Consider the following 21,349-nt stretch of genomic DNA (forward strand, 5'->3'; position numbering starts at 1 on the left):
CGCGAGCCACCGCGCGTCGTGCGCCAATGGCGGGCAGGCGGGGCTATCGGTCCGGCAGCAGACCCTTCAGGAAGACATCCTCCAGCGTCCGCGTCGCGATCGCGAAATGCCCGTTATCGGCGGTCTCGTCGCCCAGCATGGCGCGGACCTGAACATCGAAATCGGCATAATGCTGCGTGGTCGCCCAGATCATGAAGATGAGATGGTAGGGATCGACCGGAGCGAGCCGCCCCTCGGCGATCCAGCGGGTGATCACGCTGGTCTTCTCGTCGACCAGCATCTTGAGCCGCGTGTTGAGCACCGTCCCGATGACGGGCGCGCCCTGCATGATCTCCATGGCATAGAGCCGGGAGGCCTTCGGATTCTCGCGCGAAAGCTCCAGCTTGCGATCGATATAGGCCTTGATCTCCTCGGCCGGATCGTCGCTGGCGCCGAGCGCCTCCAGAGGCTGCAGCCAGTCTTCCAGCGTCCGGCGCAGCACGGCGAGATAGATGTCGTCCTTGCGGCGGAAATAGTAGAGCAGGTTCGGCTTGGTCATGCCGGCGCTTTGGGCAATCTGGTCGACAGTGGCGCCGCGAAAGCCATAGCTCGAGAAGATCTCGAGCGCCGCATCGAGAATACGCTCCTCGTTTTCTTCCTGGATGCGCGTGCGCTTCTTCGTCTGGCGCGCGCGAGCGGTATCGACGGGGGTCATTGCGGGGGGCAGGCCTTCCAGTTCTCGATATTTATCGTCGGTCCACGTGTACGTCGTGTCCGGCAATGTCCAAATGGCCAAGCAATTTCTTGACCATTCAGTCGACAGTTTTGACCAATTTGCGGGCAAGCTCAATGCGGCAGGAGCTTGCGGCCCCTCCGGCTTAGAAGGTGGGCGGCGTGCAGGCCGAGACGAGTTCGAGTTCGCCCTCGCCGATATTCTTGAACGCGTGCGGCTTGCGGCTGTCGAAGAAATAGGCGTCGCCGGCGGAGAGTTCGTAGCGTGATCCGTCGACCTCGAGCAGCATGCGGCCGCGAATGACGAGACCGGCTTCTTCGCCCTGATGCGACAGCATCGCCTTGCCGGAGACCGCGCCCGCCTGGTAGCGCTCATGCATCATCTGCAGTGATCGGCCCTCCAGATTGGTGCCGACCTGACGGAACGAGATCGGGCCGCCTGCGATTTCCTTCAGCTCGCCGGCGCGAAAGACCACCTTGTCGGCCTCCCCCTTGGCCTCCGCGAAGAACTCGGACAGACTGAGCGGAATGCCGGAAAGGATCTGGCGCAGGCCCGAGACCGACGGGCTGATGCGGTTCGCCTCGACCATCGAGATGGTGGCATTGGATACGCCCGCGCGCTTGGCGAGGGCGCGCTGCGAGAGCCCCTCGCGAACTCTCAGTTCGCGGAGCCTGGCGCCGACGTCCAGATCAAAATTTCTAGCGTTCATGTGTTCAACATAAAGAACATTCTTAACGCGGGCAACGAATTGACCGGCCTATAGCGCGGGGATACGTTCAGAAAAATGACCGGTTGGACAAAACAGCCAACGGAACAGGGACCTTTCACGACATGACCGTTTCGCCTCGTCCGAACAATCTCGACGCCTTCTGGATGCCGTTCACGGCGAACCGCCAGTTCAAGGAGAATCCCCGTCTCCTCGTCGGCGCAGAGGGCATGTATTACAAGACCGCCGATGGCCGCGACGTGCTCGATGGCAGCGCGGGACTGTGGTGCGTCAATGCCGGCCATGCGCGGCCGAAGATCATTGAGGCCGTGTCGAAGCAGGTCGCCGAACTCGACTATGCTCCGGCCTTCCAGATGGGCCATCCCAAGGCCTTCGAGCTCGCTTCGCGCCTTTCGGCGATGATGCCGACGCCGCTCGATTATGTGTTCTTCACCAATTCCGGCTCGGAATCGGTCGATACCGCGCTCAAGATCGCGCTCGCCTATCAGCGGGCACGCGGCAAGGGCGAGAAATATCGCCTGATCGGCCGCGAGCGCGGCTATCACGGCGTCGGCTTCGGCGGCATCTCCGTCGGCGGCATTTCCGGCAACCGCAAGACTTTCGGCACGATGCTGACCGGCGTCGATCATATCCGCCACACCCACGATCTGTCGCGCAACGCCTTCACCCGGGGCGAGCCGGAATATGGCGCCGAATTCGCCGATGAGATGGAGCGCGTGATCGCTCTCCATGACGCATCGACCATCGCCGCGCTGATCGTCGAGCCGGTCGCGGGTTCGACGGGTGTCCTGATCCCGCCGAAGGGCTATCTGAAGCGCCTGCGCGAGATCTGCGACAAGCACGATATCCTGCTGATCTTCGACGAAGTCATCACCGGCTTTGGCCGTCTCGGCACGCCGTTCGCGGTCGATTATTTCGGCGTCGTGCCGGATCTCGTCTGCACCGCCAAGGGCATCACCAACGGCACGATCCCGATGGGCGCCGTCTTCGCCTCGTCGAAGATCTACGAGACGTTCATGTCCGGCCCGGAGAACATGATCGAGCTGTTCCACGGCTATACCTATTCGGCCCATCCGGTCGCCTGCGCCGCCTCGCTCGCGACGCTCGACACCTATGAGGAAGAAGGCCTGCTCACCCGCGCGGCCGAACTCTCCTCCTATTGGGAAGACGCGGTGCACAGCCTCAAGGGGCTGCCGCATGTAATCGACCTGCGCAATCTCGGTCTGATCGGCGCGATCGAACTGGAATCGATCCCCGGTGCCCCGACCAAGCGGGCCTTTTCGGCCTTCCTTAAGGCGTTCGAGAGCAATGTGATGATCCGCACGACCGGCGACATCATTGCGCTCTCGCCGCCGCTCATCATCGAAAAGAGCCACATCGACCAGCTCTTCGGCACGCTCGCGAACGTCCTGAAGCAGATCGACTGAGGCCAGAGGAAACGTCCATGACCACGATTACCAATCTCATCGGCGGCAAGCCCGTCCCCTCGGCTTCGACGCGCACGGCGCCGATCTACAATCCCGCGACGGGCGAGAAGACGGCCGACCTGCCGCTCTCGACCGCCGCCGAGCTCGATGCGGCGGTCGCCGTCGCCAAGGCGGCCTTCCCGGCCTGGGCCGATACCCCGCCGCTGAAGCGTGCGCGCGTCATGTTCCGCTTCAAGGATCTGCTGGAGAAGAACGCCGACCGGATCGCCAAGGCGATCTCGCTCGAGCACGGCAAGACGCATGACGACGCGCTCGGCGAAGTCCAGCGCGGGCTCGAGGTGGTCGAATTCGCCTGCGGCATTCCCCATCTGCTGAAGGGCGAATATTCGAAGAATGTCGGCCCGTCGATCGACACCTATTCCGATCGTCAGGCGCTCGGCGTCGTCGCCGGCATCACGCCGTTCAACTTCCCCTGCATGGTGCCGCTCTGGATGTATCCGGTGGCGATCGCCTGCGGCAACACCTTCATCCTGAAGCCTTCCGAGAAGGACCCGACGGCCGCCATGGTCGTCGCCGAACTGCTCTGGGAGGCCGGCCTGCCGCCCGGCGTGCTCAATGTCGTGCATGGCGACAAGGAGGTCGTCGACGCGATCCTGCATCACCCCGACATCAAGGCCGTCTCCTTCGTGGGCTCGACCCCGATCGCGTCTTACGTCTATGCGACCGGCACGGCAGCCGGAAAGCGCGTTCAGGCTCTGGGCGGCGCCAAGAACCACATGGTCGTCATGCCCGATGCCGACATGGACAAGGTCGCCGATGCGCTGATGGGCGCGGGCTACGGCTCGGCCGGCGAGCGCTGCATGGCGGTCTCGGTCGCGGTTCCCGTCGGCCAGAAGACGGCCGATGCGCTGATCGAGACGCTGGCGCCGCGCGTGCGTGCGCTCAAGATCGGCCCGGCGACGGATCGCGACGCCGAGATGGGGCCGCTCGTCTCCAAGGCGCATTACGACAAGGTGGTCGGCTATATCGACAAGGGCGTGGCCGAAGGCGCGAAGCTGGTCGTCGACGGCCGCGGCTTCAAGCTGCAGGGCTATGAGGGCGGCTATTTCGTAGGTGGCACGCTTTTTGATCAAGTGGACAAGGAAATGACGATCTACCGTGAGGAGATCTTCGGTCCTGTCCTCTCGGTCTTGCGCGCCCCGACTTATGACGAAGCACTCAAGCTCATCAATGCCCACGAATTCGGCAACGGCACCGCGATCTTCACGCGCGATGGCGACGCCGCGCGCTCGTTCGCGGACAAGGTCGAGGCCGGCATGGTCGGTATCAACGTGCCGATCCCCGTTCCGGTCGCCTACCATTCCTTCGGTGGCTGGAAGCGGTCGATTTTCGGCGATCACGCGATCTACGGGCCGGAAGGCGTGCGCTTCTATACCCGCATCAAGACGGTCACCAGTCGCTGGCCGGACGGCATCAAGTCGGGAGCGGTGTTCAACTTCCCGACGATGTGAGTTTCCTGTTTTCGTGACGTTCAAGGCCCCGTCGTCCCCGCGCAAGCGGGGACCCATCCAACCAGGATAATTCATGGTCGAATGGGTCCCGGGTCTCCGCTTCGCTCCGCCCGGGATGACGGCCATATCTGACAATTGAGAGAACCCAAATGACCGCCCCGACCGACAATCTCCGTATCAATGGCGAAAGGCTGTGGGACAGCCTGATGGACATGGCCAAGATCGGGCCGGGCCTTCGGGGCGGCAATAACCGGCAGACGCTCACCGACGCCGATGCCGAGGGGCGCAGCCTCTTCAAGACGTGGTGCGAGGCGGCGGGCATGAGCGTCGGCGTCGACAAGATGGGCACGATGTTCGCGACCCGTCCCGGCACCGACCCGACCGCGCTGCCGGTCTATATGGGCAGCCATCTCGATACGCAGCCGACCGGCGGCAAGTATGACGGCGTGCTCGGCGTCCTCGCCGCCCTCGAAGCCGTGCGCACCATGAACGATCTCGGCATCCGGACGAAGCACCCGATCGTCGTCACCAATTGGGCGAACGAGGAGGGCGCGCGCTTTGCGCCCGCCATGCTCGCCTCCGGCGTCTTCGCCGGCGAACTGACGCTCGATTACGCCTATGGCCGCAAGGATCCCGAGGGCAAGACCTATGGCGAGGAGCTGAGGCGGATCGGCTGGCTCGGCGACGAGGAGGTCGGCGCGCGCAAGATGCACGCCTATTTCGAGTATCACATCGAGCAGGGCCCGATCCTCGAGGCCGAGGAAAAGCAGATCGGCGTCGTCACCCATTGCCAGGGCTTGTGGTGGCTCGAAGTCACCCTGACCGGCAAGGAAGCGCATACCGGCTCCACGCCGATGAATATGCGCGTCAATGCCGGCCTCGCCATGAGCCGCATCATCGAGATGGTGCAGGCCGTGGCGATGGAGCACCAGCCGGGTGCCGTCGGCGGCGTGGGTCAGGTGTTCTTCACGCCGAACTCGCGCAATGTGCTGCCGGGCAAGGTGGTCTTCACCATCGACATCCGCAGCCCCGATCTCGACAAGCTGAACGGCATGCGCGCGCAGATCGAGGAACAGGCGCCGGTGATCGCCGCGGCCCTCGGCGTCGGCTGCGCCATCGAGGCTGTCGGCCATTTCGATCCGGTCACCTTCGATCCGAAGCTGGTGACGAGCGTGCGCACCGCTGCCGAGCGGCTCGGCTACAGCCATATGGACATCATCTCAGGCGCGGGCCACGACGCGTGCTGGACGGCGAAGGTTGCGCCGACCACGATGATCATGTGCCCCTGCGTCGACGGCCTCAGCCATAATGAGGACGAGACCATCACGCCGGAGTGGGCGGCGGCGGGCGCCGATGTTCTTCTTCATGCCGTTCTGGAAACGGCCGAAATCGCCGACTGAAGCCGGCCAACAGACCAGAGGGAAATTGCAATGTCGACGGTGATCAAAGGCGGAACGATCGTAGCGGCCGACCGCAGCTACGAGGCGGATATCCTGATCGAGGGCGAGACGATCAAGGCGATCGGGCCGGATCTCAAGGGCGACACGGTCGTCGACGCGTCCGGCGCCTATATCATGCCGGGCGGCATCGACCCGCACACCCATCTGGAAATGCCCTTCATGGGCACGACGGCGGCAGAGACCTGGGAGAGCGGGACCTTTGCCGGCCTTGCCGGCGGGACGACCATGGTGGTCGATTTCGTCATTCCGGGCGAAGACGGCATGCTGGCCGCGATGGACGCATGGGAATCCAAGGCGACGCGGCAGGCTTCGGGCGACTATTCCTACCACATGTGCGTCACCGGTTGGTCGGAGAGGCATTTCGACGAGATGCCGAAGGTCGTCGCGCGCGGCATCAACACCTTCAAGCATTTCATGGCCTATAAGGGCGCGCTGATGGTGAATGACGACGAGATGTTCGCGTCGTTCCAGCGTTGCGCGGCGCTCGGCGCGCTGCCGCTCGTCCATGCCGAGAACGGCGATATCGTCGCGGCTCTGCAGCAGAAATACATGGCCGACGGCACGTCCGGCCCCGAGGCGCATGCCTATTCGCGCCCGCCGGAAGTCGAGGGTGAGGCGACGAACCGGGCGATCATGATCGCCGATGCGGCCGGCGTCCCGGTCTATATCGTTCATACCTCCTGCGAGCAGTCGCATGAAGCGATCCGCCGCGCCCGCCAGAAGGGCATGCGGGTCTATGGCGAGCCGCTGATCCAGCACCTGACGCTCGACGAGGGCGAATATTTCAATCGCGACTGGGACTATGCCGCCCGCCGCGTGATGTCGCCGCCCTTCCGCAACAAGAGCCATCAGGACAGCCTCTGGGCAGGCCTCGCCGCCGGCTCGCTGCAGGTGGTCGCAACCGACCATTGCGCCTTCACGACTGAACAGAAGCGCATGGGCCTCGGCGATTTCCGCAAGATCCCGAACGGCACCGGCGGCATCGAGGACCGCCTGTCCGTGCTCTGGACCAGGGGCGTCGAGACGGGCCGGCTCACGCCGAACGAGTTCGTCGCCGTGACATCGACCAATATCGCACAGATCCTGAACATCTATCCGCAGAAGGGCGCGATCCTGCCGGGCTCCGACGCCGATCTCGTCGTGTGGGATCCGAAGCTCTCCAAGACCATCTCGGCCTCGAACCAGAAGTCGATCATCGACTACAACGTGTTCGAGGGCTTCAAGGTCAACGGTCTGCCGCGCTACACGCTCTCGCGGGGCGAGGTGGTCTGGGCCGACGGGCAGAACTCGCAGCCGCAGCCGGGCCGTGGCAAGTTCATCAAGCGCAAGCCCTTCCCGGCTGCGAACGCTGCCCTTTCCAAGTGGAAGGAGCTGACCGCGCCGCGCGCCGTGACGCGCTCGGCCGAACATATGCCGATCGGCGTGTGATCAGCGCATGAGCGACGGGGAGGCAGCTCACGCCAGCACGAAGGAAGGGACCGCGATCGACATTCGCGGTCTCTCGCTCACCTTCGAGACCAATGACGGGCCGGTTCAGGCCCTGTCCAACATCGATCTGAACGTGCAGCGGGGCGAGTTCGTCTCGTTCATCGGCCCGTCCGGCTGCGGCAAGACCACGCTTCTGCGCGTCATCGCCGATCTCGAGCAGCCAACCGGCGGCTCGATCACGGTGAATGGCGTCTCGCCGGAAGAAGCGCGGCTAGCGCGGGCCTATGGCTATGTGTTCCAGGCGGCGGCGCTCTATCCCTGGCGGACCATCGCCAAGAACGTCGCCCTGCCGCTGGAGATCATGGGCCTCTCCAGGGCAGAGCGCGAGAAGCGCATCGCGGAGAACCTCGCGCTGGTGAACCTCGCCGGCTTCGAGCAGAAATTCCCCTGGCAGCTTTCCGGCGGCATGCAGCAGCGCGCCTCGATCGCTCGCGCGCTTGCGGTCGAGCCGGACCTGCTGCTGATGGACGAGCCCTTCGGCGCGCTGGACGAGATCGTCCGCGACCATCTGAACGAACAGCTCCTGAAGCTCTGGGCGCAGACGCAGAAGACAGTCGTCTTCGTCACCCATTCGATTCCCGAGGCCGTGTTCCTCTCGACCAAGATCGTGGTGATGTCGCCGCGACCGGGCCGCGTCACCGACATCATCGAATGCGGCTTTCCGCGCGATCGCACGCTCGACATCCGCGAGACGCCGGAATTCCTCGAGATCGCCGCGCGCGTGCGCCATGGCCTGAGGGCAGGGCACTCCTATGAGGACTAGCGCGCGCTGTGTTGTTCATGAAGCGCGGGCCTGTTCCCTCTCCCCGCAGGGGGGAGGGCTAGGGAGGGGGCGTCGTCAGGCTCTATCTGGCAAGCGCGAACACGCTGGCGGCCGGAACCCCCTCTCCAACTCTCCCCCCTTCGGGGAGAGAGGGCCGGCCGAGGTTTTCATCAAGGCTTGCGCGATCACGCTGACCCGTCCCCTCTCCCCGCAGGGGGGAGGGCTAGGGAGGGGGCGTCGTCAGGTTCTATCTGGCAAGCGCGAACACGCTCGCGGCCGGAACCCCCTCTCCAACTCTCCCCCCTTCGGGGAGAGAGGGCCCGCCGAGGTCTTCATCACGGCTTGCGCGATCACGCTGACCCGTTCCCTCTCCCCGCAGGGGGGAGGGCTAGGGAGGGGGCGGCGTCAGGTTCTATCTGGCAAGCGCGAACACGCTCGCGGCCGGAACCCCCTCTCCAACTCTCGCCCCTTCGGGGAGAGAGGGCCGGCCGAGGTTTTCATCGAAGCTTGCGCAATCACACCGCCCCGTTCCCTCTCCCCGCTGGGGGGAGGGCTAGGGAGGGGGCGGCGTAGGGCTCTGTCTTTCAGGAGAGACCCGAACGGCCGTCGCCATGAAGCCACCTCAGCGCGGCACGTATTGCTCCAGTTCCGGCAGCAGCACGACGCTTTCCTGCTCGTTCGGGTCGGTGCGCGCGATGATCGCGACCGCGGTTTCCGGGCCGAGATTGGTTGGCAGATGCGGTACACCGGCGGGGATATAAAACATGTCGCCGGCGCGGACGACGACGTGGTTTTCCAGCTTCTCGCCGTACCAGCACTGCGTCTCGCCGGAGACGGCGTAGATCGCGGTCTCGTGGTTGGCATGCATGTGAGCCTTGGCGCGACCGCCGGGCGGGATTGTGAGGACCATCATGCAGATGGCGCTCGCACCGACCGATTCCGCCGTGATGCCCTCGATATAGTCGAAGCCCTGCTTGCCGGCATAGGTGCTGCTGGGCCGGACGAGGCGGCAGGTAGCCATTTCTGTCGTGGTCATGGTGGATCCTCCCGAGATGCCGCTCCGAGCATGACAGGCCCCCGCGGCAAATTCCAGCGCAGGCGCGGCGCGCTCGTGCGGCAAGGGGAGAGGCCGTCATGACCGCGATCGCCGCCAAGTCCCCCGCTCTCAGGAAACCCCGCTCCCTCAAGAAGCCTGGCATTCTCTTTCCGGTGCTGATCGTCTCGCTCGCCTTGTTGGCGGTCTGGTATGTCGGCGCCTATTTCCTGAATGCCCAGCTCGCCCGCGACCAGTTCGCGCGGCAGAAGAAGGAGCCGACGGCGCAGGAACTCGTCGCTGCCACCTGGGCGATGGATCGGCCGCTGCTGCCGGCGCCGCACCAGGTCGCCGTCGAACTCTGGAAGACGACGGTCGACCAGTCCGTGACCTCCAAGCGCAGCCTCGTCTATCACAGCTGGATCACGCTCTCCTCGACGCTCGCCGGCTTCGTCAGCGGCACGCTGCTCGGCATCCTGCTCGCGATCGGCATCGTGCATGTCTCGAGCCTCGACAAGAGCCTGATGCCCTGGATCGTCGCCTCGCAGACGATCCCGATCGTCGCCATCGCGCCGATGATCGTCGTCGTCGGCTATAACCTCATGAACGGACAGATGGGGCTGTCGACCGATCTGTCGCGCTTCATCGCCAAGGCGATGATCTCGACTTATCTCTCTTTCTTCCCGGTCACGGTCGGCCTCGTCAAAGGGCTTCGCTCGCCCGATCCGATCCATCTCGACCTGATGCGGACCTATTCAGCCTCGCGGGCCCAGACCTTCTGGAAGCTGCGCCTGCCGGCGGCGATGCCCTATCTCTTCACCTCCATGCAGGTGGCGATCGCGATCAGCCTCGTCGGCGCGATCGTCGGCGAGTTGCCGACCGGTGCTTCGGCCGGCATCGGGGCGCGGCTGCTCGCCGGCTCCTATTACGGGCAGACGGTACAGATCTGGGCGGCGCTGCTCGCCGCCTCGATCCTCGCCGCGCTGCTCGTCTGGATGGTCAGCCTCGGCGGCCGTGCCGTGGTCAAGCGGATGGGGATGGCGCGATGAACGCTCGCGGTCTCCTCCAGCCATGGCTCGCCTTCATCGGGCTTTTCGCGGCCGTCAGCCTGCCCCTGGACAGCCTTGACCCCGAGCGCATGCTGCCCCGTGAAGGGCCACTCGCCTGGGTCGTCATCGTCGCGATGGCGGCAGCGCTCGTGGCGGTCATCCGCGCCGAGCGGAGCGGCCTCGCCGGCGTCCTGCTCGCGATTGCCGCCGCCCTGGGCGGCTGGTTCACGCTGCAGTTGCTGCCGAGCGTCGCCGGTCATGCCGGTCCGGCCTTTTGGGCGCTGTTCCTCACATCCTGGCTGCTCGCCTGGTGCCTGGTTTCGGTGCTGGCGGCGATCCCGCGTCAGACCGGCTTCGATGGCGCCTTCCTCAGGATCGTCGTGCCGCTCATTTTCGGCGTCTGGCTTCTGATCATCTGGGAGGTGATCGTCCTCGCCTTCAAGGTGCCTTTCGTGCTGATCCCGCCGCCTTCGGCGATCGGCGCCAAGCTCATCACCTCGATCCCGATCCTCGCCGCCGATTTTCGCCAGACGTTCCTGAAGGCGGTCATCGCCGGCTATGCGATCGGCTGTGCATCCGGTTTCCTGGTCGCGATCCTGATCGACCGCGTGCCTTTCCTGCAGCGCGGGCTGCTGCCGATCGGCAATCTCGTCTCGGCGCTGCCGATCGTCGGCATCGCGCCGATCATGGTGATGTGGTTCGGTTTCGACTGGCCGTCCAAGGCGGCCGTCGTCGTGGTCTCGACCTTCTTTCCCATGCTGGTCAACACGGTGACGGGCCTCGCCGCCTCGCAACCGATGAGCCGCGACCTGATGCGCACTTACGCGGCGAACTATTGGCAGACGCTCTTCAAGCTTCGCCTGCCGGAAGCGATGCCCTTCATCTTCAACGCGCTCAAGATCAATTCGACTCTCGCCCTGATTGCTGCCATCGTGGCTGAATTCTTCGGCACGCCGATCGTGGGCATGGGATTCCGTATTTCCACCGAAGTCGGTCGCATGAACATCGACATGGTGTGGGCTGAAATCGCGGTGGCGGCGCTCGCCGGCTCCGTGTTCTACGGCGTGGTGGCGCTCATCGAGCGCGCCGCGACTTTCTGGCATCCGTCCTTCCGCACCTGAGGACGGAAAAGAACCCGAACGGAGGGGTCAATGAAGAAACTGATGATCGGCGCGCTCGCGCTCGCGGCTGGGCTCATGACCAGCGCCTCGGCCTTCGCGGCCGATCCGATAACGTTCCAGCTGAAATGGGTCACCCAGGCCCAGTTCGCCGGTTACTATGTGGCCAAGGCCAAGGGTTTCTACGACGAGGAAGGCCTCGACGTCACGATCAAGCCGGGCGGCCCGGATATCGCTCCCGAGCAGGTCATCGCCGGCGGCGGTGCCGATGTGATCACGACCTGGATGCCGGCGGCGCTCGCCTCGCGCGAAAAGGGCGTTCCGCTCGTCAACATCGCCCAGCCTTTCAAGAAGTCCGGCCTGATGCTGACCTGCCGCAAGGAGACCGGCATTTCGTCTCCCGCCGATTTCAAGGGCAAGACGCTCGGCGTCTGGTTCTACGGCAACGAATATCCCTTCCTCGCCTGGATGGCCAAGCTCGGCCTCAAGACCGATGGCGGCCCGGATGGCGTCACCGTGCTGAAGCAGGGCTTCAATGTCGACCCGCTGATCCAGAAGCAGGCCGATTGCATCTCGACCATGACCTATAACGAGTTCGGCCAGGTGCTGGATGCCGGCATTCCGGAGAGCGAACTGGTCGTCTTCAAATATGAGGACCAGGGCGTCGCGACGCTGGAAGACGGCCTCTACGTCATGGAGGAGAAGCTGAAGGATCCGGCCTTCGTCGAGAAGATGGCGAAGTTCGTCAAGGCCTCGGAGAAGGGCTGGGACTATGCCCGCGCCAATCCGGACGAAGCCGCCAAGATCGTCCTCGACAATGACGAGACCGGCGCGCAGACCGAAGCGCACCAGAAGTTCATGATCGGCGAAGTCAACAAGCTCACCGAAGGCTCGAACGGCGTGCTCGACGAGGCGGATTACAAGCGCACCGTCACCACGCTGCTCTCGGCCGGCGGCGAGACGCCCGTCATCACCAAGGAGCCCACGGGCGCCTGGACGCATGCCGTCACCGACGCGGCCGGCCTGAAGTAAGGCTGTCGACGCGCATTGTCGAAGTGGAAGCCGGGCGGCGTGCGCCCGGCTTCTTCGTTTCAGGATGGCTGGTGTTCGGCCGAGACCGCCTCGGAACGGGTCGCAATCCGGGCGATCAGAGCAAGCGCGTCAGGCGGCGGCCGACGCTCGACGCGCCTGTAGTCGCGACCGTCGGCGGTCCGGATCACGAGGCCCGCATCGACGAGCTCGCGGCGCAGCAGCGCGTGGTCGCCGAATGCGTGCCGGGTCGCGAGGAAGGCCTTCACCGCAGCATCATCCAGGCTGACACTGGCCGGGAACCGGCTCCAGAGCGCCCAGAGCGCGAATTCCTGATGGCTGCGGCGCGACGGCCATCGCAATAATCGCCCCTCGCCATCGAAATGGCGCAACACGCGCTCGACGCGCGCAAGATCGGCCTGAGGCTCGGGTGACGGTGGTGCCGGATCGGTCGGCTCGATCTTGGCGCGCGCACGCAACTGCTGGAAATTGCGATGCCCGACGGATCGCGCGAGCATGTTGAGCAATTCGACGTGGCTTGGAGGCGCATCGCGCGCCTCGAACTGCTTGCGCAGTGTTTTCGCGAAGGTCGAGATGTCGTCGACGGCGAAGGGAACAGGAATACGGGTCATGACCAATCCTCGCTGTGCCGATCCAAGGGATTGTCGTGGTCACCGTCTTCGACCCGGCACGAGGGCTGTGTCGCTTCATCTTTCCGATGCAGGTTTAGCTTCTCCTTGCGGAGACGGTGACGCCTGGGTGAACTGCTGACCCACTGCCGCCTATAATCCTGGCGGGCCGATCGCGCAAGCTCACACGATGTTCTTCTCGATCAGCGGCCGGTTTTCGAGGATGCGCTCATAGCCGAGCGGCGAGAGGTCGAGCGTGCGGTATTCGCCATCGACGACGAGTTCCGACAGGCCGCGTCCTACGGCGGGCGATTGCTGCAGGCCATGTCCGGAGAAGCCGTTGGCAATCAGGAGGTTGTCGAAGCCCGGCACACGGCCGACAATCGCATTGTGGTCGAAGAGGTTCATGTCGTAATGGCCGGCCCAGGCGCGGGCCTGCCGGATCGCCTCGAAAGCCGGAACACGACTCGCGAGGATCGGCCAGATCATCTCCTCGAACAGGCTGTAATCGACGTCGAAATCGGTCGCCAGCGGGTCGTTCGACTCCTCCGGCGCCGAGCCGCAGAGGAAGAGCTCGCCTTCGGGGCGGCAATAGACGCCGGTCGGGTCGATCAGCATCGGGAAGGCCGGCAGCTTGTCCTTGCAGGCGAAGGTGAAGATGCAGCGCTTGCGCGCCTCGACGGGCAGCGGCGAGCCGAGCGGCTCGATCAGCGCCCGCGCGCCCGTACCGGCCGCGACGATCACCGTGCCGGCCTCGACGATCTCGCCGTCAGCGAAGCGCACGCCGGTCGCCCGGCCACGATCCGCGATGATTTCCACCGCCGTCCGGCTCGCCGCCTCGACGCCCAAGGCGCGTGCCTTCTTGCGGAACGCCTGCATCAGCCCATAGCCATCGAACCAGCCTTCGCCCGTCGCTCCCCACGCGCCGGCCACGATGTCGTCGAGGGCAAGATAGGGGAAGCGCTCGGCGATTTCGGAGGGATTGAAGAAGGCGATATCGGCGCCGAGTTCGGATTGCAGAGCATGGTTCTCGGTCAGCGTCGGCACGCCGGCCTCGGTCGCCAGGAAGAGATAGCCGCCCTCGACGAGGCTGATGAAGGGCCGATCGCCATCGACCTCCAGCGTGTCGCCGATCCCGCGCAGGAACTCGATGCCGAAGAGCGACATCTGGATATTCACGGGCGAGGAGAATTGCTGCCGGATCGAGGCCGCCGAGAGCGCGCTTGCCGCCTGCTGGAAGGAAGGGTCCTTCTCGGCGAGAAGAATGCTGCCGGTGAAGCCGGGATGGGATGCGAGATGATAGGCGGCGGAGGCGCCATGAACGGCACCACCGATGATGACGACGTCGTATCGCGGCAATCGGAAACCCTCGGGCGATGATCAAATCGAAGATCGCACGCCGTTCGCCCAGCGTCGATGCGACGAAGAGGATGGTTCAGCCGATGGGCACAAGCGGGCGTTCGATCGCCTCGCGCAGCGCGAATTTGGATTCGATCCGCGCCACCCCCGGCAGGTGGCCGAGGACATTGGCGTGCAGGCGCTCGAAATCCGGCAGGTCGCGGGCGACGATCCTGAGCAGATAGTCGCTCGTGCCCGACATCAGATAGAGCGAAAGGATGTTCGGGCATTTGCGCGCCGCCGCCTCGAAGGCTTTCAGCGCCTCGTCATTCTGCCGGTCGAGCGATATCTCTACGAAGGCCGTGATGCCGAGCCCGATCGCTCCGGGATCGATCACGGCGCGATAGCCGTTGATGACGCGTTCGGCCTCGAGCCGCTGGAGCCGTCGCGTCGCGGCCGACGGCGAAAGGCCGATGCGATCGGCCAGTTCGACGGCGGAAAGCCTGCCTTCCCGGGCGAGATGGCCGACGATCTTGCGATCGAATTCATCGAGTTGCACGAAATATGCTCCCAAAGCAGCCATGACGCATGATCAATGCAGAGATTCCGAATGGCGAACATGAAATCGCAAGAAAATGGACTTTGAGCGGCATTATTCTCCCGCGATAAGCAAAAACCCAGGGGAATTTCATCATGCTCGTCGGCGTTCCGAAAGAGATCAAGAACAATGAATTCCGCGTCGGCCTCACGCCGGCTGCGGTGCGCGAATATGTGGCCCACGGCCATCAGGTCATGATCGAGACCGGTGCCGGCGACGGCATCGACGCGCCCGATGCGGCCTATATCGCCTCGGGCGCCACGATCGTCGCCACGGCCGGCGAAATCTTCGCCAAAGCCGGCATGATCGTGAAGGTCAAGGAGCCGCAGCCCTCCGAATGGGCGCAGCTTCGCGAGGGCCAGATCCTCTTCACCTATCTCCATCTCGCTCCCGATCCCGATCAGGCGCGTGGCCTGATGGCCTCGGGCGTCACGGCTGTCGCCTATGAGACTGTGACGGACGCCCATGGCGGCCTGCCGCTGCTGGCGCCGATGAGCGAGGTCGCCGGCCGTCTCTCGATCCAGGCCGCCGCGACGGCGCTGGAAAAGCCGCATGGCGGCCGCGGCATCCTGCTCGGCGGCGTGCCGGGCGTGGCGCCGGCCAAGGTCGTCGTCATTGGCGGCGGTGTCGTCGGCATGCATGCCGCGCGCATGGCGGCCGGCCTCGGCGCCGAGGTCTCGATCCTCGATCGCTCGATCCCGCGCCTGCGCCAGCTCGACGAGCAGTTCGGCGGCCGTGTCCGGACTCTGTTCTCGACCCTCGACACGCTGGAAAAGGAAGTGCTCTCCGCCGATGCCGTGATCGGCGCCGTGCTCATCCCCGGCGCTTCGGCACCGAAGCTCGTCACCCGCGCCATGCTGCCGAAGATGAAGCGTGGCGCGGTCATGGTCGATGTCGCGATCGACCAGGGCGGCTGCTTCGAGACCTCGCATGCGACCACGCATGCCGACCCGACCTATGTGGTCGACGGCGTCATCCACTATTGCGTCGCCAACATGCCGGGTGCCGTCGCGCTGACATCGAGCCATGCGCTCAACCATGCGACGCTGCCCTTCGGTCTGGCGCTTGCTGATTACGGGCTGGCGGCGGTGGCCCGCGATCCCCATCTGAGGAATGGCCTCAACGTGCATCGCGGCCGCATCACGCATCGTGCCGTCGCCGAAAGCCTCGGCATCGCCTTTGCGGATCCGGCGACCAGCGTTGCAGCCTGAGGTCTGGTGTTCGGGCTTGTCGGTGGTATATCGATAGGTCCAAGGACGCTTCATGAAAGAGGACCGGCGTGGCCGGTCCTCGTGCTTTAAGGGACGGGCCAACGCCCGTACGAGGCTCATATGCCGATCGAGAACGACGCTTCGCTGCAGGACGGGCTGATTGCGACAGCCATGGCCGCCGGCGTCGCCGTGATGAACGTCTACCGCCAGAATTTCTCCGTCGACGAGAAGGCGGATGCCTCGCCGGTAACCGAGGCGGACAGGCAGGCGGAGGAGATCATCCTCGCCGAGCTGCGCAAGCTGGCGCCGGGTGTTCCCGTCATCGCCGAGGAATCCTGCTGCGCCGGACGCATCCCGGCGGTTCACGACGAGTTCTTCCTTGTCGATCCCGTCGATGGCACGCGCGAATTCATCTGCCGCAATGGCGATTTCACGGTCAACATCGCGCTGATCCGCGCCGGCCTCCCCGTGCTCGGCATCGTCTATGCGCCCGTCCATGGCTGCCTGTTCGTCGGCCGCCTGGGTCATGGCGCGGAGCGGCTTTCGATCGCGCATGGCGTGATCGAGGCGCGCCGGCCGATCCACGTCGCCGCTCCGCCCGAGATACCGCCGCGCATCATCTGCAGTCGGTCGCACCGTACGGCCGAGACGGATCATTTCATCGGCCGCTATCCCGGCGCTTCGCTGGTCTCGGCCGGCTCTTCGCTCAAATTCTGCCTGATGGCGGCGGGCGAGGCCGACCTCTACCCGCGCATGGGACCGACCATGCAATGGGATACGGCGGCGGGCGATGCCGTGCTGCGCGCCGCCGGTGGCCTGGTTTCGACCGTGGATGGCGATCCCCTCGTCTATGGCCCGCGCGATGTGCCGGGCCTTATGGCCTATGCCAATCCCTGGTTCGTTGCCCGCGGCAGCAACCAATTTGCTGTGATGGCTTAATCACGAGTAAGTTGATCGAATTTTCTGAAATCAAGTTTCGGGAAATGACGATATTGCGCGAAGCTTCCGAAAAACGAGGCTGATAAACGCGACGCCCATGCTTGGTATGGCTCGGCGCCGAGGACTAGTTTCCCCCTGTCCTCGGAGTTTTCCATGCCCGCACAACTGCCCCCGCATCTTCGCCGCCTCGAAGCCGAGGCGATCTTCATCATGCGTGAAGTCGTCGCGAATTTCGAAAATCCTGTCATGCTCTATTCGATCGGCAAGGATTCTTCGGTGATGCTTCATCTGGCGATGAAGGCCTTCCATCCGGCGAAGCCGCCTTTCCCGCTCCTGCATGTCGATACGACATGGAAATTCCGCGAGATGATCGCGTTCCGGGACGAGACGGTGAAGCGGCTCGGCCTCGACATCAAGGTGCACACCAATCAGGAGGGCAAGGCGGCCGGCATCAATCCGTTCGATCACGGCTCGTCCAACTATACCCAGGTGATGAAGACCGAGGCGCTGAAGCAGGCGCTCGATGCCGGCGGCTATGACGCGGCCTTTGGCGGCGCGCGCCGCGACGAGGAGAAGAGCCGCGCCAAGGAGCGCGTGTTCTCGTTCCGCTCGGCCCATCATGGCTGGGACCCGAAGAACCAGCGCCCCGAGCTCTGGTCGCTCTATAACACGCGGATCAGGACGGGCGAGACGATCCGCGTGTTCCCGCTCTCGAACTGGACCGAGCTCGACATCTGGCAATATATCGCCGCCGAGAACATTCCGATCGTGCCGCTCTATTTCGCCGCCGAACGGCCGGTCGTGGCGCGGAACGGCCAGCTGATCATGGCCGACGACCAGCGCATGCGCCTGCTGCCGGGCGAGAAAGTCGAGATGCGCCGCGTCCGCTTCCGCACGCTCGGCTGCTATCCGCTCACCGCGGCGGTGGAGTCCGATGCCGATACGCTGGATGCCATCGTCGAGGAAATGTTCCTCGCCACGACATCGGAGCGCCAGGGCCGGCTCATTGATCACGATGAATCCGGCTCGATGGAGAAGAAGAAGCGCGAGGGATATTTCTGATGGCCGAGATCGTTGCCCTCCGCCCGCACGATGACGCCGCCCGGCCGGTTCCGGTCGAGACCGACAAGGGCATTCTCCGCTTCCTGACCTGCGGCAGCGTCGATGACGGCAAGTCGACGCTGATCGGCCGTCTGCTCCTCGACACCAAGAAACTGTTCGACGACCAACTCGCCTCGCTCGAAAAGGACTCGCGCCGTTTCGGCACGGTCGGCGACGACATGGACCTCGCCCTCCTGGTCGACGGGCTGGAGGCCGAGCGCGAGCAGGGCATCACGATCGATGTCGCCTATCGCTTCTTCGCGACGGAGAAGCGCAAGTTCATCGTCGCGGACACGCCCGGCCATGAGCAATATACCCGCAACATGGCGACGGGCGCCTCGACGGCGGACCTCGCGGTTCTTTTGATCGATGCGCGCAAGGGCATACTGAACCAGACGCGCCGTCACGCGACGATCGCCGCGATGCTCGGCATCCGCCATGTCGTGCTGGCGATCAACAAGATCGATCTCGTCGATTATGACCGCGTCGTCTACGACCGCATCGTGGCCGCCTTCGATGCCGATGCGAGCCACTACGGTTTTGCGAGCCGCGTCGCGATCCCGATTTCCGCCCGCCATGGCGATAATGTCGGCGAGCGCAGCGAATCCATGCCCTGGTATCGCGGCCCGACGCTGCTGGAGCATCTGGAAGGGATCGATCTCAGCGTCGACGTGACGGCGTCGCGCCCGTTCCGTTTCCCGGTGCAATGGGTCAACCGGCCGGACCTGACCTTCCGCGGCTATGCCGGCACCATTGCGGCCGGCACGATCCGCGCGGGCGACGACATCGTCGTGGCGCGTACGGGCCAGCAGGCGACCGTATCGCGCATCGTGACCTATGATGGCGACGTCCGCTCCGCCTCGGCCGACGAGGCGGTGACGTTGACGCTCGACCGCGAGATCGACCTCTCGCGCGGCGACATCCTCGCAACGCCCGCGGCGCGGCCCGATGTCTCCGACCAGTTCGCCGCCCATCTGATCTGGATGGCGGACGAGGCCATGCTGCCCGGTCGCCCCTATCTGATGAAGATCGGGACGCGCACGGTCGGCGCCGCGATCACCGAGCTCAAGCACAAGGTCGAGATCGAGACGCTGAAGCCGCTCGCGGCCAAGACGCTGGCGCTCAATGATATCGGCTTCGCCAATTTGTCGCTCGCCGAGCCGATCGCCTTCGACAGCTATGAAGATAATCGCACGACGGGCGCGTTCATCCTGATCGACCGCTTCACCAATGCGACGGTCGCCGCTGGAATGATCCGCTTCGGCCTCAGCCGGGCGACGAATATCCATCGCCAGGCGCTCGACGTCGACAAGGCGGCGCGGGCCGGCGCCAAGGGGCAGAAGCCGGCCGTGCTCTGGTTCACCGGCCTGTCGGGCTCTGGCAAATCGACCATCGCCAATCTGGTCGAGAAGAAGCTGCACCTGATGGGGCGGCACACCTATCTGCTCGATGGCGACAATGTCCGCCATGGCCTCAACCGTGACCTCGGCTTCACCGATGCCGACCGTGTCGAAAACATCCGCCGCGTGGCCGAGACCGCGAAGCTCTTCGTCGATGCCGGCCTGATCGTGCTGGTCTCGTTCATCTCGCCGTTTCGGGCGGAGCGGCAGCTTGCGCGCGATCTGGTGGCCGAGGGCGAGTTCGTGGAGATCTTCGTCGATACGCCGCTGGAGGTTGCCGAGGCGCGTGACGTCAAGGGGCTCTACAAGAAGGCGCGCGAGGGCAAGATCAAGAACTTCACGGGCATAGACAGCCCCTATGAAGCGCCGCTGACGCCCGATATCCGCCTCGATACGTCGATTGGCGACGCCGAGGCGCAGGCGGACCGGATCGTCGACTATCTGATCGAGCGCGGCTATTCAGCCGCCTGACGACGCGCGGGCCTCACGACGCGCGGGCCTCCTGCGGAAGGGCTATTTCAGGATCTCGATCCGCGCCGAGCGTATGTCGGCGGCCGTCTGGTCGCCGGGAATGCCGGGCTCGATGAAGAGCGCGTCGCTTTCGGGGCCGCCGCGCACCTTCGGCACGGTCCATTCGAAGGAGAGCGGCGCATAGTCCGGGCTGAGCGTGAGGTCCGTCCAGGGGCTCACATTGCGGCCGTTCTGGTAGGAAAAGCGCAGCGTGGTGGCCGGGGCGTCCTTGGCGGCGCGGGCGACGAGCACGATGCGGATCGTCCGGCCCGCAATGCGCTCATAGACGCCGCGCCCGACCAGAAGGCGTGCGCCCGTCGAGCCGGTCGAAGACGAAATCTGCGCATAGCCGCCGGTCGTGTCGCCCTCGAAATGCACGGGATTGTCGGGTGCCGACTGGAAAACGCTCGGGTCGCGGCCGTCGAAGAGCACGATCGTCTCGAGCGCCAGGGCACCGGAAGCAACCGGCTGCGCCGGCTCGGCGGGGGCTGCCGGCGCCGCGGACGGCGGGGCGGCCGTGGCGGGTTCGGACGGCGTACTGGCTGCGGGGGATGGTGACGGCGCGGCTGCGGGCGACGGTGCTGCCGGCTCAGCGGGCGGCGTTACGGCCTCAGCCACGCTGGGCGCGGGTGCTGTCGCCGTGGTCATCGAGCGGCCATGCAGGTAGAAGCCCCCCACCACAAGAACCAGCACGAGCGCGCCGATGGCGGCGGCGATGCCGATAGCCTGGGCGCGATGGCCATCCAGCCAGCCCATCAGGCCGGGGCGTGGCTCCAGCTCGTCATAGTCGTCATCATCATAGCCGTCGTCCTCATCCTCGAACGGCGCGGCATCGATGTCCCGGTCATCGCCTTCTTCGTCATAGGCGTAGTCCGGATCATCGGCATAATCGCCGTCCTCCTCCGGCTCATCCTCATCCACCGCCACCTCTTCCTCCTTGACCGGCAGGGGCTCGGTGGGAAGGGGCTTCGTCGGAATAGGCTTGGCGAGGGGGGCCAGGAGCGGGGAGGTGAGCGGGGGTGTCCCTTTCGCGGCGGTCGAAAGCAGGCTGGGCCGGTCGGCCAGCAGGCGGGAGGCCGCGCTGTGGGATCGCCGCAGCTCGGCCTCGATCAGATCGACGATCACCTCGAACTCGGCCGTCTTGCGGTCGATATCGTCCGGTGACAGCGGTGGATCATAGGAGAGCAGCAGGCGGCGCATGGCGTCGCGCGCGCTTGCAAAGACGCGTTCGCGCCCGCTGCGATCGGCGGGGTCGAGATGCGCGATCGATCGGCGCAGAACCGCGTCTAGTTGCGACATGAGATCC

19 protein-coding genes are annotated in these 21,349 nt (G+C 65.0%); 12 read left to right on the forward strand and 7 right to left on the reverse strand.

The window, feature by feature from the left end; all coding sequences use genetic code 11:
* Window positions 1-43: 43 nt before the first annotated feature.
* Both QO014_RS23760 and QO014_RS23765 read right to left on the reverse strand, forming a co-directional pair.
* Complete coding sequence (locus tag QO014_RS23760; RefSeq protein WP_266351263.1) at window positions 44-694, reverse strand: TetR family transcriptional regulator C-terminal domain-containing protein; 651 nt, start codon at window positions 692-694, stop codon at window positions 44-46.
* A 163-nt stretch (window positions 695-857) separates the two neighbouring features.
* Window positions 858-1,421 carry a cupin domain-containing protein gene (locus QO014_RS23765; protein WP_266351264.1) on the reverse strand — a complete coding sequence of 188 codons (564 nt, stop codon included), beginning with the start codon at window positions 1,419-1,421 and terminating at the stop codon, window positions 858-860.
* Between the two features lie 122 nt (window positions 1,422-1,543).
* Between QO014_RS23765 and aptA the strand changes: the two genes are divergently transcribed.
* The 5 genes from aptA to QO014_RS23790 all read left to right on the forward strand — a co-directional run bounded on the left by aptA (window position 1,544) and on the right by QO014_RS23790 (window position 8,088).
* Window positions 1,544-2,866 carry an omega-aminotransferase AptA gene (gene aptA / locus QO014_RS23770; protein ID WP_266351265.1) on the forward strand — a complete coding sequence of 441 codons (1,323 nt, stop codon included), beginning with the start codon at window positions 1,544-1,546 and terminating at the stop codon, window positions 2,864-2,866.
* A 17-nt stretch (window positions 2,867-2,883) separates the two neighbouring features.
* Entirely contained in the window at window positions 2,884-4,377 is a 1,494-nt protein-coding gene (locus tag QO014_RS23775) for a CoA-acylating methylmalonate-semialdehyde dehydrogenase (RefSeq protein ID WP_266351266.1), read from the forward strand.
* 149 nt (window positions 4,378-4,526) lie between these two features.
* Window positions 4,527-5,777 (forward strand): Zn-dependent hydrolase, encoded by a 1,251-nt coding sequence (locus tag QO014_RS23780; RefSeq protein WP_266351267.1) that lies wholly within the window; start codon window positions 4,527-4,529, stop codon window positions 5,775-5,777.
* A 30-nt stretch (window positions 5,778-5,807) separates the two neighbouring features.
* Window positions 5,808-7,265 carry a dihydropyrimidinase gene (gene hydA / locus QO014_RS23785; protein ID WP_266351268.1) on the forward strand — a complete coding sequence of 486 codons (1,458 nt, stop codon included), beginning with the start codon at window positions 5,808-5,810 and terminating at the stop codon, window positions 7,263-7,265.
* Window positions 7,266-7,272: 7 nt separating this feature from the next.
* Window positions 7,273-8,088, forward strand: a complete 816-nt coding sequence (locus QO014_RS23790) for an ABC transporter ATP-binding protein (RefSeq protein WP_266351269.1) — start codon at window positions 7,273-7,275, stop codon at window positions 8,086-8,088.
* A 622-nt stretch (window positions 8,089-8,710) separates the two neighbouring features.
* On the opposite strand, the gene QO014_RS23795 is transcribed toward QO014_RS23790, so the two are convergent.
* Window positions 8,711-9,124: a cupin domain-containing protein gene (locus QO014_RS23795; RefSeq protein ID WP_266351270.1), complete on the reverse strand. Its 414-nt coding sequence runs from the start codon at window positions 9,122-9,124 to the stop codon at window positions 8,711-8,713.
* 98 nt (window positions 9,125-9,222) lie between these two features.
* Here QO014_RS23795 and QO014_RS23800 point away from each other — a divergent pair, with 98 nt between their 5' ends.
* The 3 genes from QO014_RS23800 to QO014_RS23810 are packed head-to-tail and all read left to right on the forward strand — an operon-like array spanning window position 9,223 to window position 12,320.
* Window positions 9,223-10,170, forward strand: coding sequence for an ABC transporter permease (locus QO014_RS23800; protein ID WP_266351271.1), 948 nt, complete (start codon window positions 9,223-9,225; stop codon window positions 10,168-10,170).
* Complete coding sequence (locus tag QO014_RS23805) at window positions 10,167-11,291, forward strand: ABC transporter permease (protein ID WP_266351272.1); 1,125 nt, start codon at window positions 10,167-10,169, stop codon at window positions 11,289-11,291. Before QO014_RS23800 ends, QO014_RS23805 begins: the two co-directional genes overlap by 4 nt.
* Before the next feature lie 30 nt (window positions 11,292-11,321).
* A complete protein-coding gene (locus QO014_RS23810) occupies window positions 11,322-12,320 on the forward strand; it encodes an ABC transporter substrate-binding protein (RefSeq protein WP_370877206.1) in 999 nt (332 codons plus the stop codon).
* A gap of 59 nt (window positions 12,321-12,379) precedes the next feature.
* Here the strand turns inward: QO014_RS23810 and QO014_RS23815 are convergent, their stop codons facing one another.
* The 3 genes from QO014_RS23815 to QO014_RS23825 form a co-directional block, all read right to left on the reverse strand.
* Complete coding sequence (locus QO014_RS23815) at window positions 12,380-12,949, reverse strand: DUF2087 domain-containing protein (RefSeq protein ID WP_266351273.1); 570 nt, start codon at window positions 12,947-12,949, stop codon at window positions 12,380-12,382.
* Window positions 12,950-13,129: 180 nt separating this feature from the next.
* Window positions 13,130-14,305: an NAD(P)/FAD-dependent oxidoreductase gene (locus QO014_RS23820; protein ID WP_266351274.1), complete on the reverse strand. Its 1,176-nt coding sequence runs from the start codon at window positions 14,303-14,305 to the stop codon at window positions 13,130-13,132.
* Between the two features lie 76 nt (window positions 14,306-14,381).
* Entirely contained in the window at window positions 14,382-14,843 is a 462-nt protein-coding gene (locus QO014_RS23825; protein WP_266351275.1) for an Lrp/AsnC family transcriptional regulator, read from the reverse strand.
* 134 nt (window positions 14,844-14,977) lie between these two features.
* Between QO014_RS23825 and ald the strand changes: the two genes are divergently transcribed.
* The 4 genes from ald (at window position 14,978) to cysN (ending at window position 20,004) form a co-directional block, all read left to right on the forward strand.
* Window positions 14,978-16,093, forward strand: a complete 1,116-nt coding sequence (ald, locus tag QO014_RS23830; RefSeq protein ID WP_266351276.1) for an alanine dehydrogenase — start codon at window positions 14,978-14,980, stop codon at window positions 16,091-16,093.
* A gap of 120 nt (window positions 16,094-16,213) precedes the next feature.
* Window positions 16,214-17,032 (forward strand): 3'(2'),5'-bisphosphate nucleotidase CysQ, encoded by an 819-nt coding sequence (cysQ, locus tag QO014_RS23835; RefSeq protein WP_266351277.1) that lies wholly within the window; start codon window positions 16,214-16,216, stop codon window positions 17,030-17,032.
* Between the two features lie 153 nt (window positions 17,033-17,185).
* The gene (cysD, locus tag QO014_RS23840; RefSeq protein WP_266351278.1) at window positions 17,186-18,094 is read left to right on the forward strand and encodes a sulfate adenylyltransferase subunit CysD; all 909 of its coding nucleotides are present in this window, start codon (window positions 17,186-17,188) and stop codon (window positions 18,092-18,094) included.
* Window positions 18,094-20,004 (forward strand): sulfate adenylyltransferase subunit CysN, encoded by a 1,911-nt coding sequence (cysN, locus tag QO014_RS23845; protein WP_266351280.1) that lies wholly within the window; start codon window positions 18,094-18,096, stop codon window positions 20,002-20,004. The genes cysD and cysN overlap by 1 nt, the downstream gene beginning before the upstream one ends.
* A 42-nt stretch (window positions 20,005-20,046) precedes the next feature.
* Here the strand turns inward: cysN and QO014_RS23850 are convergent, their stop codons facing one another.
* Complete coding sequence (locus QO014_RS23850; protein ID WP_266351281.1) at window positions 20,047-21,342, reverse strand: hypothetical protein; 1,296 nt, start codon at window positions 21,340-21,342, stop codon at window positions 20,047-20,049.
* Window positions 21,343-21,349 lie beyond the last annotated feature (7 nt).

The sequence above is a fragment of the Kaistia dalseonensis genome, assembly GCF_030814715.1.
In the GTDB taxonomy this organism is placed as follows: Bacteria; Pseudomonadota; Alphaproteobacteria; order Rhizobiales; family Kaistiaceae; genus Kaistia; species Kaistia dalseonensis.